This window comes from Pirellulales bacterium (genome assembly GCA_036499395.1).
Taxonomy (GTDB): domain Bacteria; phylum Planctomycetota; class Planctomycetia; order Pirellulales; family JACPPG01; genus JACPPG01.
The window spans coordinates 22,226-38,109 of the sequence record DASYDW010000068.1 but is presented as its reverse complement, the minus strand read 5'-3'; the positions used below and the strand labels follow the sequence as shown (position 1 = coordinate 38,109).

Sequence of the window (15,884 nt, the reverse complement as noted above, 5' to 3'; positions counted from 1 at the left end):
CTTCAGCCGGCGAACATTTGCAATTGCTCGACGATCGGTCCCAGCGCCAATGCGGGAATGAACGTCAAAGCCCCCACGACGATCACGATGCTCGCGAGCAGAACCACGAAGAGCGGTCCATGCGTGGGCAACGTTCCGGAGCCGGCCGGGGTGACTTTCTTCGTCGCCAACGAACCGGCGATCGCCAGGATCGGCACCGCCAACCAATAGCGCGCGATCAGCATCGCGATCCCGAGCGCCGTGTTGTAGAACGGCACGTTGGCGCTCAGTCCGCCGAAGGCGCTACCGTTGTTGTTGCCCGCCGAGCTGAAGGCATACAGCACCTCGCTGAAACCGTGCGGTCCGGGATTAGGAATCGTCGGCGTGCCGGTCGGTGTTACCAGGCCGCCCGGTGTGACGATAGCGATCGCGGTACCGACCAACACCACGAGCGGCGGAAACAAGATCACGAGCGAAGCCATCTTCATCTCATAGGCTTCGATTTTCTTGCCCAGGTATTCCGGCGTTCGCCCCACCATCAATCCGGCCACAAACACCGTGATGATCGCAAAGGCCAGCATGCCGTACAGGCCGCTCCCGACGCCGCCAAAAATGACTTCGCCGAGTTGCATCAACCACATCGGCACAAACCCGCCCAAAGGTGTCAGCGAATCGTGCATGCAATTGACGCTGCCGTTCGAGGCCGCCGTCGTGGCGCTCGCCCACAGGGTCGACTGCGCGATGCCAAAGCGCGTCTCCTTGCCTTCCATGTTGCCGCCGGCCTGCAGCGCGCCCGGCTGTTGATCGACGTCGAGCGCCGCGAACGCCGGATTGCCCACCTCTTCGACGTAGGCGCACAAGAAAACGAGCGGCACGAAGATCAGCAGCATCGCGGCCAATAGCGCCCAGCCTTGCCGGGTGTCGGCAACCATCTCGCCGAACGTGTAGCACAGCGCGCCCGAGATCACGAGAATCGCCAGTAGCTCAAAGAAGTTCGCCAGCGGCGTCGGGTTCTCGTACGGGTGCGCCGAATTGACGTTAAAGAATCCGCCGCCGTTGGCGCCCAATTGCTTGATCGCGATTTGCGACGCGGCCGGCCCCAGCGGCAATAGTTGTTCGCTAACCTCCTGCCCGGTCGCGTCCTTCGTGTGCTGCGCCAATTGCGCGGCCTGGAACGGCGCAAAACTCTGCACCACTCCCTGGGAAACCAGGAACACCGCCAAAAGGACCGCGAGCGGCAACAAGATATATAGTGTGCTGCGAGTCAGATCGACCCAAAAGTTGCCGATCAATCCTTCGCCGTGCGAACCCGCCTTCTCTTCGCCCGGCTTGGGCTCGGACCGACGGCGAAATCCACGGATCAGGGCGGCCAGCACGGCCAACCCCGCCGCGGCCGACACGAAGTTTTGCACCGATAGGCCCAGCATCTGCGTCAGATCGCTCATCGTCGACTCGCCGCCATACCCCTGCCAGTTGGTGTTCGTGGCAAAGCTGACGGCCGTATTGAACGACGAATCAGGCGTAACGTTTACGAACTTCTGCGGATTCAGCGGCAGCCACTGCTGCGTACGTTGCAGCACGTACACCACCAGGAAGCCGAGGAAGTTGAACAGCAGCATGGCGCCGGCGTACAGCTTCCAGTTCATTTCTTCGGTAGGCCGCACCCCCGCCAGGCGATAAATCAATCGCTCAAGCGGTCCCAGCACCCGGTCCAAACCGCACGGGCGACCGTCGAAGACTCGGGCCATGAACGCACCCAGCGGCTTGGCTAGCGCCACCAGCACCACCAGGAAAATCAAGATCTGCAATATCGTCGAGATACTCATGCGAACCACTCCGGCTTCAACAGCGCTACTGTCAGGTAAATCATCAACAGCGCCGAGATGACCGCGCCGATTATGTACAGCGGATTCATGCTCTTAGCTCCGTACCTTGTCACACAGCACGACCAGGCCCCACGAGAGCGCAAAGAAGATCGTGCCAAGAATCAGAAACGTCGCGTCCATGTCGAATACTCCACGAGATCAAAAGCTAGTGCCTTGTGCCCATGACCCGAGAACATCGGATCACTTGGCAGTTCGTTGCCGTCTATGAGTAAGCGTCGGCGGGCGTGCATCGAGGCGGGCGTTCTCTGCAAGCAATTGTACTGTTTCTTCGGCTATTGCGGCGCAAACGTTGCGCAAATATCGCGTCAACGGGCATCAATAAAGCGCAAACATCGTCATGCACGATGCAAATCAGGCTCGTCGACTGCCGACATTTCTATCGAACGTCGCACGAGACGCAGTCGAGCGCGCGGCAACAAGAAACTCGTCATTTGCGCTTTGTAGGCGCAGCGCACAATTGATTTGACAACTTATCTGCGCTCGAAACGGCAGAGCGACGCGTAGAATTCAATCACGCAAGTCAACACAATCCGCACGACGAATGAGGCGAGCATCGGCGTGCAACACTCTACTGTAAAAAGAAGGCTCGTCGTGCTTCGCACACAATCGTCGCATCGCCCGTCGATCGACGAATCGGATGGCTTTAGTCTGGCTGACTTTTACCCCTTTGCCGGCATCGTGAGCATCGCGACCTATCTGGTCGTCGAATGCTTGCTGGGGTAGATGCCATGAACAATACGCATGTGATTCATAGCGCGGCTTCGTCCCCCTTGCCCGCCAGCGTACACCTCTACCGACTGCAATTTGCCGGGGGTCCGCACGACGGGGGCGAGGCCCAATCCGCGGTCGTGCCCGAGAAATGCCTGCAGTTGCCTTCAGGCGGTGCCGGCTGCGGCACGCGAAGCGGCAACACAGTCATGCCGCGGCTGGCCCAATATCGTTTGCAATCGGTCTGCTTGCACACAACAGGCGGAGAACCGGTCGTCTGGTGCCGTTACGAATACTTCGGCACCTGCCTGGACGACCGCAGCGGATCTCACTGGTGGCATCGCTGCCTCGAAGCGTTCTGGCAATGGCTGGAACCGCGGCCCCGCACACCCACTCTCGCATTCCCAAACAGGAGACCTAGTCATGTATAAGTTGGAAGCCGTGATTCGTTCAGATCGATTAGAAAGCGTTAAAGAAAAGCTCGTCACCCTGGGCTTCTCGGACTTTAACGTTTCCGAGGTACGTACGCACGACGCGCACGCAGCCACGGCCATTTGTTACCGCGGCGCGAACTACGCAATACCTTACCGGCCGCAATTGCGCCTCGAGCTTGTTGTTCCCGACAGTGCTCTCGATGTGACGATCGAGAACATCGTCAAAGGTGCCTTCACGGGCGAACACGGCGACGGCAAAGTTCTCGTCTCGTCACTTTGCGACGCCATTGATATCTCGGCCATTACGCCCAGAACGACGACGGCGGCGGCGGCGCGCCAATTCGCGTCAAGCCGGATCGAACCGGCCGACCTCGGCGTCTATTCCGGACGTTAGGCCATCTCATCGCACACTCTTGGCTGCCGCCTCAGCCAGGAAGGCCGGCTTGGGCGGGTCGCGTCATTGACCGACCTGCTCGAGTCGGCCTCTTTTTGCATACTCGCACGAGGATCCAGATGCCCGACGAATTGCTGCGCTATTGGTCTGTATTTTCGCGATTACGCGTCTCTCGAAGACGTCGCGTCTGCATACAGTGTGCGTTGCGACTGACCCTGCTCATCGTCATTGCGAGCTCGGCCGCGATCCAGGCCACGGCCGCCGGGCGATGTCCGCGCACGATCCATGCTCCGCCGCCGGCTGCTCACTGGCACGTGACGGAAACGGCCAACTTCCGCATTTACGCTTTCGGCACCGCGCCCGTTGCGCCTCAGGTCGCGGCGCAGTGCGAAGCCATGCGGGCACGCATCATGCTTGAATGGTTCAATGAGGACGAAACCAAACATTGGCAGCCCAAATGCACACTCGTGCTACATTGCACGCCGGCCAGTTATCGCGCTGCCGTCGGCCGGCTGGCAGAATGCACGGTTGCCGCATGTACGACGAAGAGCGAGGGAGATCAGGTCGTCGTTCGACGTATCGACGCACGCACCGATCGCGCGAACAGGTGGGAGAATCTGCCGCACGAGTTCGTTCATCTGGCGGTCGAGGGCCGCATTAAACGCGGTGCATTGCCGCGCTGGATCGACGAAGGCATGGCAACAATGGCCGATCCGCGTACAAAGCAAGCCTTGCACCTGCGCGATTTGCAGACGGCGCTTGCCGCGGGCCGGCAGTTCCGCCTGGTCGATCTTCTGACTCTCGACGATTATCCTGCTGGCGATCGAATGGCAGTCTTCTACGGACAAAGCCTGTCGCTGCTGAACTTTCTGGTCGATCGCGCCGGCCAACAAAAAGTCGTCGAGTTCGCCCGGCTGGTCGTGCGCGATGGTTATGACCGTGCGCTGGCCTCGACCTACGATATTAAGAACATCGCGCAGCTCGAAACCGCCTGGAACGAATACGTTCGCCAGCGCGGCCTCGAGCAACAATCTGGGTCGTTTGCCACCGGCACCACAGCCGTTACACTATCGCACTTGCCGCGTTGCCCAACGGTTGGCGACGCCCACACCCGCGCAGGACTCTCGCCGATGCTCATTCAAAAGGGGCCGCTCGAGCGGCTGGTCACCGCCATCTTTCAGGCCGCTGGCTCTAACGCCGACGAGGCCGCCGCCGTCAGCGAGCACCTGGTCGAGGCCAACCTCGTCGGCCACGATTCGCACGGCGTGATCCGCATCGCTCCCTATATCAACTGGGTGCGCGAAAGCAAACTCGTTCCCAATCAAACACCGCGCACCGTGCTCGAAGCCGGGTCGATCGGCGTCTTGGACGGTCAGCTCGGTTATGGCCAGGTGATGGCGCGGCACGCCACGGATCTAGCCATCAAGCTGGCCCGGCAGCATGGCATCGCGGCCGTGGCCCTGTTCAACTCAGGGCATGTGGGACGCGTCGGCGCTTGGGCCACAATGGCGGCCGAGGCGGGACTCGTGTCGCTCTCGTTCGTAAACACCTCGGGCGGAGGAATTCTCGTCGCCCCCACGGGCGGCATTGATCGTCGCTTGTCGGCAAATCCGATCGCGATCGCGGTGCCGGTGCGCGGCGCGAAGCCACTGTTGGTTGATATGTCGACCTGCGCGATTGCCGAAGGCAAAATTCGCGTCGCGTTCAACAAGGGTCAATTCGTTCCCGACAATTCAATCATCGACGCCGACGGCAAGCCGACGAACGACCCGCGCGTGTTTTACGCCGATCCGCCTGGCGCAATCTTGCCCGTCGGTGGGCACAAAGGCTTCGGTCTGGGTGTGATGGTCGAAATGCTGGCCGGAGCGCTGACCGGCGGCGGCTGTTCGCGCACCGGCGTCCCGCGTCTGGAGCAGGCCATGTTCACGATCACGATCGACCCTCTGAAATTCCAGAACGAGGACGTTTTCGCGAACGAAGTCCGCCAATACATCGACTTCGTCAAGAGCTCCCGCACCGTGACGCCCGACGGCGAAATCCTCATGCCTGGCGAACCCGAGGAACTAACCCGCTTCGCCCGCACCGCCCGCGGCATCGAGTTGGACGACATGACCTGGGGTCAGATCACGCAAGTGGCTGAGACGCTGAACGTGCCGTGGAATACGTTCGTCTAGTTACCGGATACGGTCAGTCGGCCAACGGTCTGCCACCGCCGATACTTGGCCTATATTTAATAGGCTGCGCAGACCCTTCGCCCACGAAAAACGAAGTCAGAGCCGCCGGGCCGGTAATTTACCGCCTGTGCGGCTTTTTCCTGCGCAATTCACGACCTACAGTTCTGTGAGTCGCGACAACCAGTCCTCACGCCAGGTCGAATGCCAAAATGCGTACAAAAACATCCGCCACTGCGGACCCTGCCACGGCATTTGCCGAGCACCGCGACAACCCGATCTTCAGGCACACAAAGGCCGACGGCACGTTTATGTTCCGCAGCGTGGTGCGCACTGCGATGAGAACTTACACGTTCAAAGCGGATTCTCTCCGCGAGATGCAAGTGAAGATCGATATCGCGCTGGACACACCGTAGGCCGCCGTGTCGCGAGCACGCACCGCGCGATGAATGCCAACGCCGCTGCGATTGGTTTTCTCTGACGGCCAGCGCTTCCCGCCTGGCTAGTCGCCACGCACTCCAAAAGTCCGCGCCGTTTGCCATCTCCAAAACGTCGACCCGCACGTGTTCTGCGTATACACTTCAGAACTACGTAGACGCGTTGCCGTCTCCCTTTGTCGACAACACCCATAGCATTCCATTGATGCGGCGTACTAATTTATTGTTATGCGTTTGTGCCTTATTAAGCATTCAGGGCAACGCGCTCGCAACAACGCTGCAACTTTACGACGGCACCGACCTAAATGGTTTTACGGTACATGGCCCCGCGACGTGGTCCGGAGCTGGCGGAATTCTGCAGAATACCGACACGGCCGACGCAGAGAGCTATCTAACGTATGACACGCCGCTGTCGTCGGATTCCTTCTTCTTGCAGGTGCAGGTCACCGTACTCGAGGGAATGCGATTTCGCCTTCATGGGGTATTCGATCAGCTGTACATTGGCAACGAGGGTTTCATTCGCCAGTTCGAGATGTACGGCAGCCAACTCACCAATTCTCAACAAGTTTCCGACGATTCGTACCTGACCGATGTCTCGTACACGCTCCGCCTCGAAAAGGACGCGGACGGCGACGTTCGCCTCTATCAGGACGGCGTGTTAACCCACACTGGTGACGTGGGAGCATTACCTGATCTCAACATCACCATCCTCGCCGGTGACGACTTCAGTCCGGGCAAAATCCAAATCACATCATTGACTTACGGATCGCTTGTGCCCGAGCCTTCCGCTGTCGCCCCCGCCGCACTCGGCGGGCTGATATTGCTGGCGGCAGGAATTCAAAAGCGTCGGAGATGCCCTCGCTAAGCGGAACTACCGGATCGGAATTCCGTCGAAGGTTATCTGTCAGCTCAACCGGCCACGCGGCAATCGAACCGCTCATCACGCGCCCCGACTTCGAGGGCCGCGGCACGGCTTCCTTTTGCGCCATTCCAGCGCGCCACTCGCGAACAATGGCTCTGCATGGCACGGGCTTTGCTTCATCTCCGCATGGCTGCCAATCAATCGGAGGATCCAATGCCAACAGCCCGACAAACTATCACCTGGCCTGAAAATCACACGATTGTCGACGTAGCTTGCCCAGACGAAATGGCCTTCTGGACGAAACGCTTCCACGTGAGCGCCGCCGTACTCAAAAAGGTCGTGCAGATGGTGGGGCCACGTTTCAAAGACGTAGCCATGTTCCTGCACCGTTTGCAGCAGACTTGATAGCGATGCAGTTCGTGGATCCCGACGACGTGGCGCAACCGGTGGATGTCTATCGAGGCGTCGAGCTTTATCTGCGGTAGCGTGACAAAACCTGCCCGGAAACAGGTCGCGAGTTCTACTGCACCGCGGTTCGCAAGACTCGTGTATGGAACCTGCGCGCAGCGACGATCAAGGAACTGAAAATGGCCGTCGACGCGGTCCTGGATTTGTAACGTCGAGCGAGATGGCTTGATCCAATTGTTCGGGCCATCGCAAGATGGCAGCGGTCCGTCGGGTTATCTGCCCCGGCTCGACGGATCGCCTTTTTCAGTTCGCCAACGTGCGATGCGCAGCTTGGCAGTTTGCTATTCCCGCTTCCGTCTCGGATAGCAATCGCCTACGATGCCGCTGGTATTGCACGCAAACGGTCCACTCGGGAGTCCAGTCATGCAGCGGCTAGCAACGATCGTCATCTTGATTTTCACGATCGGTTGCGGGCAGGCGGCCAAAAAGATCGAGCCGCCGCGCGAAGAACCAAAGCAGCTCTCGTACGAAGATGCCTTGCAAGCCCTGGACGTCGAGAAGCAATCGTTTGAAAAGGCCGAAAAGGACCTGGCCGAAGTCATGCAGAAATACACCCCCTTGGTCGAGAGCGACGTAGCTCTGCAACGCGAGAAGGCGCACGCCGAATTGCAAGAAGAGGGAACTCCCGGCAGAGACTCGACTCTGGAAAAGTTGAACGGGCAGATCGAAAAATCACGCGCCGAACTCGCACCGCTGGAAGTCCAAGCCAAGGCCGCGGCCGAAAAAATCGCCCGCCAGCGTGATCTCGTCAACGCAGCCGAGATTACCGCCGACCGTGCCAAGAAAGCCCAAGAAGGCGCAGCGAACTAAAGTTCATTCGGCTGCCTCGCGACCTCGCTTCTTCCAACAGGGGACCACTACTGGCTGGTCCAGCAGCGCGGATTTGCAGGACGATAATTCAGTCACATTTATTTCTCAGGAAAAGTACGTTTTCCTTTGACGAGCACGTGCTGCCGCGGCAGAATCTACATTTAACTTCTCGTGAATAACGAAGTCTCGACATTTAATAGGGGGGGTCGCTAATGCGACGCAACATCGCGCGAATTTTTGCCAGCGTCGCCGGCGTGTTGGCCGTTACGACCTGGGAGCAAGTGTCGCAAGGAATGCTGTACACGATCGACCCGACGCAAAGTTACTTGCAGGTTTCGGTCCAATCCTCGGGCGAGCCGCTGTCGCTTCCGCAGTTTTCGGGAAGCGACCTCGAGGCACTCAGCGGAACTTTGAATATCCTCAGCAATACGAGTTACATCACGATCAGTTCTTCGCCAGGATCGATCACGTTCGGCACGCAGTCCGGTATCTATCCGAACGCCACCGGCGGAGACCAGGCGCCGGGCACGACGAGCCCGCTTCCGGATCTCGCGCCCCATGATCCGAACATCGGAAATCCTCAGACGGCCAACTATGGCTTAACTCTCATCATCCCCCGCGACCCCAATAACCCCGGCGATCTTTACAATTTGAACACGGCGTCCGCCGCCGGGTATGCGGCGATCGATTCGGCGCTGGCCAGCTTGCAAGGAACCGCCTTCCTCAACGGCAATTCACTCGACGCCAGCGGCCTCACGATGTCGCTCGATGCTGGTAACTGGGCGTACAACGTCAACTTCGGTAACAGCGACTACAATCCGCCAGCACAGAACTTCCAGACCGGCTCCGCATTGCAGGACGGCACTGCGGGCCTCGCTGGATATAGCAACACGAATATGCCGACGATGAATGGCTCGTTCTCAAACGACTTGAGCGTCACCATTCCGATCAATGTAACCATGCAGGTGAATACGGGCCTGGTCCCGCTCGATGTGATCTTTACGGGACAAATCGTTGCCGTGAACCTCCCCGTGCCTGAACCCTCGACGCTGATCCTCGCCGCACTCGGTGGACTGGCTTTGCTGACGGCGGGAATTCAAAAGCATCGAAGATGCTTGGGCTGAACGGCCCGCCCCGATCAAGATTCCGTCGAGGGATGCCGTCCAGTTCAACCGCCGCGCAGATCGACAAATCGAACGCGATTGAGACTGCGCGCCGCTTCCGGAAAGAATCGATCGACATATTCTGATTCGGCCAATTCAATCAACGATCGTTCATCTGCCGGCGCGCTCTTCAGTAGCACAAGCTCATCCGCGCCGCAAAGTTCTGCAGCCCGGGCGGCGATCGAATCACTCGTCACGTCCCACGACTCCGGCAGCGGCGCTGAGGTGTGGTGCCGATCGTCTTCGCGCATAAAGTGCCACGCGTCGAGAATCCACAGCCGGGACGCACCACGCCCTACCGCCGCGATCCCTGTTAACAGACGCGCCTCGGGCAGGATCGCTAACAGCATCTCGCCTTGAATTGCCATCGTGCGCACGCACAACCAATGGGCCACGCTGTCGCTGAAGCCATGCTGGATTTGCGCCTGGCGAATTGTATCGGCCAGCTTGCCGCCGCCAACTACCAAAACAGTATCGCACGGCGATTGTGCCGCATTCCAAGCCCGCAAGCGCGACGCCAGATCCGGCATATCGAGCAAGCTGCCACCAAGTTTTACGACGCGCACCGGCATCAAGAACATTGCCCTGAGATCGAGAATCAGACCACGGTACCAGCCCCGCCTCAAGCGGTCAGGCCCACCGTATTTCAGAAACGCACCTCGGTACGATAGCCGGCCTCCTGACGCCGACAAGTACCGATTCCACGCCCCCCAGGGTGTCCTCATCTCGGATGGCCACGAACCTCTCGTTTCAAAAATCACTGGCTGATATGCGCCCCTGCGATTCCAATGGTGCAGAATTTGCCGACCATGCTGCCGAAACTCCGGGCCCTAGCTAGCCAGTCGGCGGTAACACGGAACATGTTTCGCGGCCCGGCTGTCTACGATAGAAGCATGAGCCATGCGTACCTGTCGCACAGCACTGAGCACACCGCCGGCACGGCCGACGCCCCCATGATCACGGTCGCCGGCAACGAACTGACGCTGTTTGTCGAATCGGCGCCAATGATCGAGCGCATGGCGGCCGACATTCGCGCTGCGCAATCGCGTGTATGGCTCGAGTCGTACACTTTCGCCAGCGACGCCGCCGGACAACTAATCGCCCAGGCGTTGATCGACCGCGCCCAGGCCGGACTCGACGTGCGACTGATATACGACGCGATCGGCAGCCAGGGCACATCGATCCCGCTGCTTTCGGCCATGCAAGAGGCCGGTGTGAAGATACATGCTTTTCATTCGTTTCTGTACGCGCTGCGCAAACTGTCGTTCTTCGAAATCCTGAATCGCCGCAATCATCGCAAGCTGCTGATCCTGGACGACCGTGTGGCCTTCTTCGGCGGCATGAACATCGTCGATACCATGCCGCCCCCCACGCGCCGTCAGCAGCGGCGCGATCTGGCCGAAGCTGGCGGCTGGCGCGACGTACACGTGCGCATGGTCGGGCAGCAGGTCGCCGACGTTGCCGAAAGCTTCGAGCGTTCCTGGATGCGGGCCCATCACGAACATGTTGACCGCCGCCCACGCGCTTATCGCCGCGTGCGCTTACCGCGAGGCACGCACGATTTCATCCGTTTCTACGATAGCGGCCCCGGCCTGGCATTTTCGCGCGCCGAGCGCGTCTTTACGCGTATTATCGGCCTGGCACGTGCGCAAGTCCTGTTCTCGATGGCCTACTTCCTGCCAACGGGGCGCATACTACGCACAATCTATCGTGCCCGGCACCGCGGCGCCCGAGTCGCCATCGTCGTCCCAGGCACCAGCGACGTTCCCCTGGTGCAGCGCGCCACGCGCTACCTGTATTCACGATTGCTGGCGCACGATATCGAAGTCTTCGAGCGGCAACGTTCGATGCTGCACAGCAAGGCGATGGTCGTCGACGACCGCTGGACCGTGGTCGGCTCGTGCAACCTCGATTCGCGCAGCCTGGAAATCAATCTCGAATTCGTAGCCGTAATCCGCTCGCGCGCCATGGCCCAGGCGATGATCGACATCTGTCAGACCGAAATCGCCGAAAGCCATCCGGTCACGTCCGAAGACTGTGCTCGGCACGGCTTTTGGCAGCGTCTGTTCGACGGTTGCGCGTATTACTTCCGCCGCTGGCTGTAGGTGCCGACCCGCGGCGCAACAATTACGTCCTGCACGTGTTGCCGGACAACAAACGTACGGCCACCTCTTCTTCGTCCGCCGTGTTCTTGGCACCAAAGCCGATGCGATCGCCCGCCCCGGTCGGTGCTCGCCCACGGCGAAAGATGCGCCAAGTGCGCGGCCAATCCCAGCTTTGATGTTCGAGGTAATGCAGCACCAGCAGCTTGCGCAGCTCTTCGAGATCGGCAACGCTCAGCCCGTCGGTGTCTGCAATCACCTCGTCGATATCGATCGCCTCGCAAATATCGCTTTGCCAACGTTCGTCAATGAACTGCGCGCGCAGCGTGGCGTTAGGCTGGGCGAACTCCATCACCACGTCGATACGGCCAGGCCGACGAAACGCGGAATCGAGCTCCGCCAGCGCCGCGTTCGACGTAAACAGGTAAACCGCGCCGCGTCGGCCGACCACGCCGTCCAGCTCGGCCAGAAACGTGCTGTGATCGGCGCTCGCGCCGGTGGTCTGCCGGTCACGAATGCCGAAGTCGAGATCGTCAAACAGTACGATGCCCGGCCGGTCGAGATGAAACAGCGAACTCACTCCATGTTGCTCGCGGGCTAGCTGGTAATCGGCGACCGTAACGTTGCGCCAGCGCAGACCGTGACGCCGACACTCGCCGCGCAGCCAGCGACAGGCCATCGTCTTGCCATTGCCCGGCGCTCCGGAAAGCAGCACACCGCGCTTCTTCGGAATCCGAAAGCGGCGGAACTCCTGCCGGCTGGCAAGCAGAAAGCCGACCGTGTTGCGCCACAGCCGGTCGCGATCGGCCGTCGGCATGACCGGCGCGCAAGCGCGTGCCGAGCGGCGCCCCAGGCGCCGCACGCTGCGCGAGGCACGCTTGTAATCCGCCTCGGCCACGGCCCAGAAATCGGGCACGCAACTAGTCGCCCGCAAATAGGGGAGCACGACATGCACCAGACGAATCGGCTGTTCAGGCGTCGGCAGCTCGTACATTTCCATGCCGACCGAGATCTCCCCTTCTGTGCGATCCTCCGCAATCTGTACCAGCGCGTGCGATGTCCCCAGCCCGCGCCGTGCCAGCAGCCGCATCCGCTTGCGCAGCAATTGCTCCAAGTTCCAGGGGAACAATAGCGCGCAAACCGGCCCACCCAGCCAGTCGCTGGCCTGCTTCAGGCAATAGCCAAAGTCGCGTTGGTACAAAGAAAGTGACATAGTGCCAGGGGACAGACGCGTCGCGGATCAGGTTCGCGTTGCTGCCAACGATTCCTAAGCTACGCAAATTGAGCTTGGGAACGAATCCGGAGCGTGCGGCGTCAAACCCTTTGTGAAAGCCGACGTGCCACTGCTGGCTGGTCCAGCAGCGGAAATCTGTGCGGCGTCCCTAATAAAACGAAACGCCCGGCGTTCTCTAATTAGCAAGCGAGTGAGTCCGCACGAAACGCGGGCCACAGGCCAGCGAGGAATGGCATGAGCGAGCAGCCGGCAGAGCGAACGGAATGGATCCGACGCGTGCTTCGCGATCACGAAGCGCCCCTGCTGCGCTACGCCATCCGGTTGACTGGCGATGCCGAAACGGCCCGCGACATCGTGCAAGAGACGCTGCTACGGCTGTGCCGCGCTGATGCCAAGACAATCGACGGTCACGTCGGCCCCTGGCTTTTCCGCGTCTGCCGGCAGCGCGCGATCGACCAGCAACGCAAGGAGCAACGGATGCCCATCATGGCAAATAACGCCCTGGAAACGTGCCCGGCCCAGGCCCCCAGCCCGGCCGAGCAAAGCGAAAACGACGAGCAAGGTCAGGACATCCTGCGGCTGCTGACCACGCTTTCGGCTCATCAGCAGGAAGTGGTCCGCCTGAAATTCCAAGCAGGCCTCGGCTATCGCCAGATCGCCGAGGTCACCGGCCTGACCGTGACGAACGTCGGCTACTTGCTGCACACAGCCCTGGCGATATTGCGCGAGCGCCTGACCCCGGCCGCAGAGTTACCTGCGCCCAAGGTTGCTCCGCCCAAGATTTCAGGGCTCAAGGCGTCCGGGTCCCACGAAGCAGATCAGCCCACCCACGAGCAATCGGGCAGAAAAGGATAAGCCATGAGTTTCTCATCTTTCGATCCCCGGCTGACCGCCGACGCGCTCGGCGAGCTCGATGCCGCTGACGCCGCGAAACTAGAGGCCGAACTCGGTGAGTCGCCCGACGGGCAGCGGGCGCTTGCCGAGATTCGCCAGACAGCACAGTTGCTGCGCGACGCACTCAGCGCAGAACCGGCCCCCACGCTGCCGTTAGCCGCGCGGGACCAGATCATCGCAGCGGCGACTGAAAGCCCGGCCCCGGCAACAGAACATCAGCCAGCAAGCGTCACGTCATCGCACGGCGTCCCGCGTCCTGCCCCCACGGCCCCTACATCACCGGCTGTTGGCCGAGCAAGGAATCGCAGAAGCCTTCGGCTGAAAGTCGTGGTCACATCGGCCGCGCTCTTGATGGTAGGTGCCGGTCTGCTTTTGCCAGCCGTCTATACCGCCCGCGAAAGCCGCCGTTACCATTTCGCCTCTGACGCTCCCGCCGGCTCCGTCAAGCCTACCTCGGGCACTTTAGGACGAACGGAAAACGCCGGAAGAATTACCGACAGCGACGCACCAAAGCTGCAGAACGAGCCCTCCCTGCTGCACGACCAACTGACCGTCCTCGAAGATGCCCAGGCAGCTCATCCGGCGCCATCTTACATTGCCCGGTCGGCGCCGAACGACTTGAAACGCAAGCAGCTGGGGCGCGGCTATTATGCAACGACTTCGACGAACGGCCAAGGCGGCGGCCAACGTTCCCCCAAGAATCAACCATGGCGGCCCCGACAGACTGAACAAGAGTTCGGGATATCCAACACCACACCGTCCGATGCCGCACAGGGCAAAGCCGAAGCTCAGATTGCCGAGGTCAAAGAACAAGCAAGGATGGCCGGCGGGCAGAATCCTCAGTACTCCGACCAATACCGCTGGTACAGCACCACAAAGCCGGGCAACACCGAAACGTACGACCCGATCGTCGAAAACGCCTTCGCCTCGGTCTGGCAGCAGCCCCTTTCGACTTTCTCGATCGACGTCGATACGGCCTCTTACGCCAATGTGCGCCGCTTCTTGAACCAGCACACGTTGCCGCCCCCGGGCGCGGTGCGCATCGAGGAACTGGTTAACTACTTCCCCTACAACTACGCCCCGCCGCAGCAACCGAACGAACCGTTCGCCGCACACACGGTCGTCGCCGACTGCCCCTGGGCGCCCGGCCATCGATTGGTGCGGATCGCGCTCAAAGGTAAAGAGATCGCGATCGAAGACCGCCCGGCCAGCAACCTGGTGTTTCTGATTGACGTCTCGGGCTCGATGCGCGACGCCAACAAACTGCCGCTGGTGAAAGAAGGGCTTCGGCTCCTGGTGCAAAGACTGTCGGAGAACGATCGAGTCGCGATCGTCGTCTATGCCGGTGCGTCGGGGCTCGCCCTCCCGTCGACGCTTGGCAGCGACAAGCAGCAGATCATGCAGGCCATCGACGGGCTCGACGCCGGCGGATCGACCAACGGCGCCTCGGGCATTCAACTGGCCTATGAAACGGCCGTGGCGAATTTCATCCGCGGCGGCGCCAATCGGGTCATCCTGGCGACCGACGGCGATTTCAATGTTGGCATCACCGACCAAAGCCAACTGGTCGACCTGATCGAGAAGAAAGCCGCGACCGGCGTGTTCCTGAGCGTGCTCGGCTTCGGCATGGGCAACTACAAAGATTCCAATCTCGAAAAGCTCTCCGACAAGGGAAACGGCAACTACGCCTATATCGACTCTCTGGCCGAGGCGCGCAAGGTGCTCGTCGAGCAGCTTAGCGGCACGCTCGTCACGATCGCCAAGGACGTCAAGATTCAGGTCGAGTTCAACCCGGGGCGCGTGCAATCGTACCGCTTGATCGGCTACGAGAATCGGGTGCTGGCCAAAGAGGATTTCAACAACGACAAGAAGGATGCCGGCGAGATCGGCGCCGGCCACACCGTCACGGCCCTCTACGAAGTGGTGCCCACCGGTGCGCCGGGAGTCCAGGGTGACAGCGTCGACAAGCTCGAGTATCAGAGCAATCCGACGCCCAACGTCGCGGCCGCACAGTCGAACGACCTGCTGACGCTTAAGCTCCGCTACAAAGAGCCCGACGGCAGCGAAAGCAAACTGCTGAAGTTCCCCGTCGCGGACCAGAGCCAGACGATCGCCGCGGCCGGTGACGATTTTGAATTCGCCGCCGCCGTGGCCGCCTTCGGCATGCTATTGCGTCACTCGGCCCATGATGGAACTGCCAATTACGGCATGGTACTCGAGCTGGCCGAAGGAGGCCTGGGCGTCGACAAGGAAAACTACCGCCACGAATTCCTCGAACTGGTCAAACAAGCCCAAACCCTGGCCAAATAGCCAGGCACCGAAGGATGGCTAGAAGCCGTTTC

Annotated in this window: 16 protein-coding genes; 12 read left to right on the top strand and 4 right to left on the bottom strand. The window is 60.5% G+C overall.

What is annotated here, in order from left to right; all coding sequences use genetic code 11:
- Window positions 1-2: 2 nt before the first annotated feature.
- The gene (gene kdpA / locus VGN12_12830; GenBank protein ID HEY4310328.1) at window positions 3-1,805 is read right to left on the bottom strand and encodes a potassium-transporting ATPase subunit KdpA; all 1,803 of its coding nucleotides are present in this window, start codon (window positions 1,803-1,805) and stop codon (window positions 3-5) included.
- Entirely contained in the window at window positions 1,802-1,894 is a 93-nt protein-coding gene (gene kdpF, locus VGN12_12825) for a K(+)-transporting ATPase subunit F (GenBank protein HEY4310327.1), read from the bottom strand. Before kdpF ends, kdpA begins: the two co-directional genes overlap by 4 nt.
- A 562-nt stretch (window positions 1,895-2,456) precedes the next feature.
- On the opposite strand from kdpF, the gene VGN12_12820 reads away from it, so the two are divergent.
- From VGN12_12820 to VGN12_12780, 9 genes are all read left to right on the top strand, one after another.
- Window positions 2,457-2,588 carry a hypothetical protein gene (locus tag VGN12_12820; protein HEY4310326.1) on the top strand — a complete coding sequence of 44 codons (132 nt, stop codon included), beginning with the start codon at window positions 2,457-2,459 and terminating at the stop codon, window positions 2,586-2,588.
- Window positions 2,589-2,593: 5 nt separating this feature from the next.
- Window positions 2,594-3,004, top strand: a complete 411-nt coding sequence (locus tag VGN12_12815) for a hypothetical protein (GenBank protein ID HEY4310325.1) — start codon at window positions 2,594-2,596, stop codon at window positions 3,002-3,004.
- Window positions 2,997-3,401 (top strand): P-II family nitrogen regulator, encoded by a 405-nt coding sequence (locus VGN12_12810; protein HEY4310324.1) that lies wholly within the window; start codon window positions 2,997-2,999, stop codon window positions 3,399-3,401. Before VGN12_12815 ends, VGN12_12810 begins: the two co-directional genes overlap by 8 nt.
- A gap of 119 nt (window positions 3,402-3,520) precedes the next feature.
- The gene (locus VGN12_12805; protein HEY4310323.1) at window positions 3,521-5,575 is read left to right on the top strand and encodes a malate/lactate/ureidoglycolate dehydrogenase; all 2,055 of its coding nucleotides are present in this window, start codon (window positions 3,521-3,523) and stop codon (window positions 5,573-5,575) included.
- Between the two features lie 209 nt (window positions 5,576-5,784).
- Window positions 5,785-5,988, top strand: coding sequence for a hypothetical protein (locus VGN12_12800; GenBank protein HEY4310322.1), 204 nt, complete (start codon window positions 5,785-5,787; stop codon window positions 5,986-5,988).
- Window positions 5,989-6,214: 226 nt separating this feature from the next.
- On the top strand, window positions 6,215-6,874 hold the full coding sequence (locus VGN12_12795) for a hypothetical protein (GenBank protein ID HEY4310321.1): 660 nt from the start codon (window positions 6,215-6,217) through the stop codon (window positions 6,872-6,874).
- A gap of 210 nt (window positions 6,875-7,084) precedes the next feature.
- Window positions 7,085-7,276: a DUF3606 domain-containing protein gene (locus tag VGN12_12790; GenBank protein HEY4310320.1), complete on the top strand. Its 192-nt coding sequence runs from the start codon at window positions 7,085-7,087 to the stop codon at window positions 7,274-7,276.
- 426 nt (window positions 7,277-7,702) lie between these two features.
- A complete protein-coding gene (locus tag VGN12_12785) occupies window positions 7,703-8,149 on the top strand; it encodes a hypothetical protein (GenBank protein ID HEY4310319.1) in 447 nt (148 codons plus the stop codon).
- 212 nt (window positions 8,150-8,361) lie between these two features.
- The gene (locus tag VGN12_12780) at window positions 8,362-9,273 is read left to right on the top strand and encodes a PEP-CTERM sorting domain-containing protein (protein ID HEY4310318.1); all 912 of its coding nucleotides are present in this window, start codon (window positions 8,362-8,364) and stop codon (window positions 9,271-9,273) included.
- Between the two features lie 44 nt (window positions 9,274-9,317).
- Here the strand turns inward: VGN12_12780 and VGN12_12775 are convergent, their stop codons facing one another.
- Entirely contained in the window at window positions 9,318-10,004 is a 687-nt protein-coding gene (locus tag VGN12_12775; GenBank protein HEY4310317.1) for a hypothetical protein, read from the bottom strand.
- A gap of 201 nt (window positions 10,005-10,205) precedes the next feature.
- Here VGN12_12775 and VGN12_12770 point away from each other — a divergent pair, with 201 nt between their 5' ends.
- Window positions 10,206-11,417, top strand: coding sequence for a phosphatidylserine/phosphatidylglycerophosphate/cardiolipin synthase family protein (locus tag VGN12_12770; GenBank protein HEY4310316.1), 1,212 nt, complete (start codon window positions 10,206-10,208; stop codon window positions 11,415-11,417).
- A gap of 22 nt (window positions 11,418-11,439) precedes the next feature.
- Here the strand turns inward: VGN12_12770 and VGN12_12765 are convergent, their stop codons facing one another.
- Window positions 11,440-12,627, bottom strand: coding sequence for an ATP-binding protein (locus VGN12_12765; GenBank protein ID HEY4310315.1), 1,188 nt, complete (start codon window positions 12,625-12,627; stop codon window positions 11,440-11,442).
- A gap of 255 nt (window positions 12,628-12,882) precedes the next feature.
- Here VGN12_12765 and VGN12_12760 point away from each other — a divergent pair, with 255 nt between their 5' ends.
- Window positions 12,883-13,503, top strand: a complete 621-nt coding sequence (locus VGN12_12760) for a sigma-70 family RNA polymerase sigma factor (protein HEY4310314.1) — start codon at window positions 12,883-12,885, stop codon at window positions 13,501-13,503.
- A gap of 3 nt (window positions 13,504-13,506) precedes the next feature.
- Window positions 13,507-15,852, top strand: coding sequence for a von Willebrand factor type A domain-containing protein (locus tag VGN12_12755; protein ID HEY4310313.1), 2,346 nt, complete (start codon window positions 13,507-13,509; stop codon window positions 15,850-15,852).
- The last annotated feature ends 32 nt before the right edge of the window (window positions 15,853-15,884 follow it).

Coding starts and splice junctions, on each gene's coding strand:
- VGN12_12780 (HEY4310318.1), top strand. CDS start 8,362: ATGCGACGCAACATCGCGCGAATTTTTGCCAGCGTCGCCGGCGTGTTG.
- VGN12_12800 (HEY4310322.1), top strand. CDS start 5,785: ATGCGTACAAAAACATCCGCCACTGCGGACCCTGCCACGGCATTTGCC.
- VGN12_12760 (HEY4310314.1), top strand. CDS start 12,883: ATGAGCGAGCAGCCGGCAGAGCGAACGGAATGGATCCGACGCGTGCTT.
- VGN12_12785 (HEY4310319.1), top strand. CDS start 7,703: ATGCAGCGGCTAGCAACGATCGTCATCTTGATTTTCACGATCGGTTGC.
- VGN12_12765 (HEY4310315.1), bottom strand. CDS start 12,627: ATGTCACTTTCTTTGTACCAACGCGACTTTGGCTATTGCCTGAAGCAG.
- VGN12_12770 (HEY4310316.1), top strand. CDS start 10,206: ATGAGCCATGCGTACCTGTCGCACAGCACTGAGCACACCGCCGGCACG.
- VGN12_12795 (HEY4310321.1), top strand. CDS start 6,215: ATGCGGCGTACTAATTTATTGTTATGCGTTTGTGCCTTATTAAGCATT.
- VGN12_12790 (HEY4310320.1), top strand. CDS start 7,085: ATGCCAACAGCCCGACAAACTATCACCTGGCCTGAAAATCACACGATT.
- VGN12_12805 (HEY4310323.1), top strand. CDS start 3,521: ATGCCCGACGAATTGCTGCGCTATTGGTCTGTATTTTCGCGATTACGC.
- VGN12_12815 (HEY4310325.1), top strand. CDS start 2,594: ATGAACAATACGCATGTGATTCATAGCGCGGCTTCGTCCCCCTTGCCC.
- kdpF (HEY4310327.1), bottom strand. CDS start 1,894: ATGAATCCGCTGTACATAATCGGCGCGGTCATCTCGGCGCTGTTGATG.
- kdpA (HEY4310328.1), bottom strand. CDS start 1,805: ATGAGTATCTCGACGATATTGCAGATCTTGATTTTCCTGGTGGTGCTG.
- VGN12_12810 (HEY4310324.1), top strand. CDS start 2,997: ATGTATAAGTTGGAAGCCGTGATTCGTTCAGATCGATTAGAAAGCGTT.
- VGN12_12755 (HEY4310313.1), top strand. CDS start 13,507: ATGAGTTTCTCATCTTTCGATCCCCGGCTGACCGCCGACGCGCTCGGC.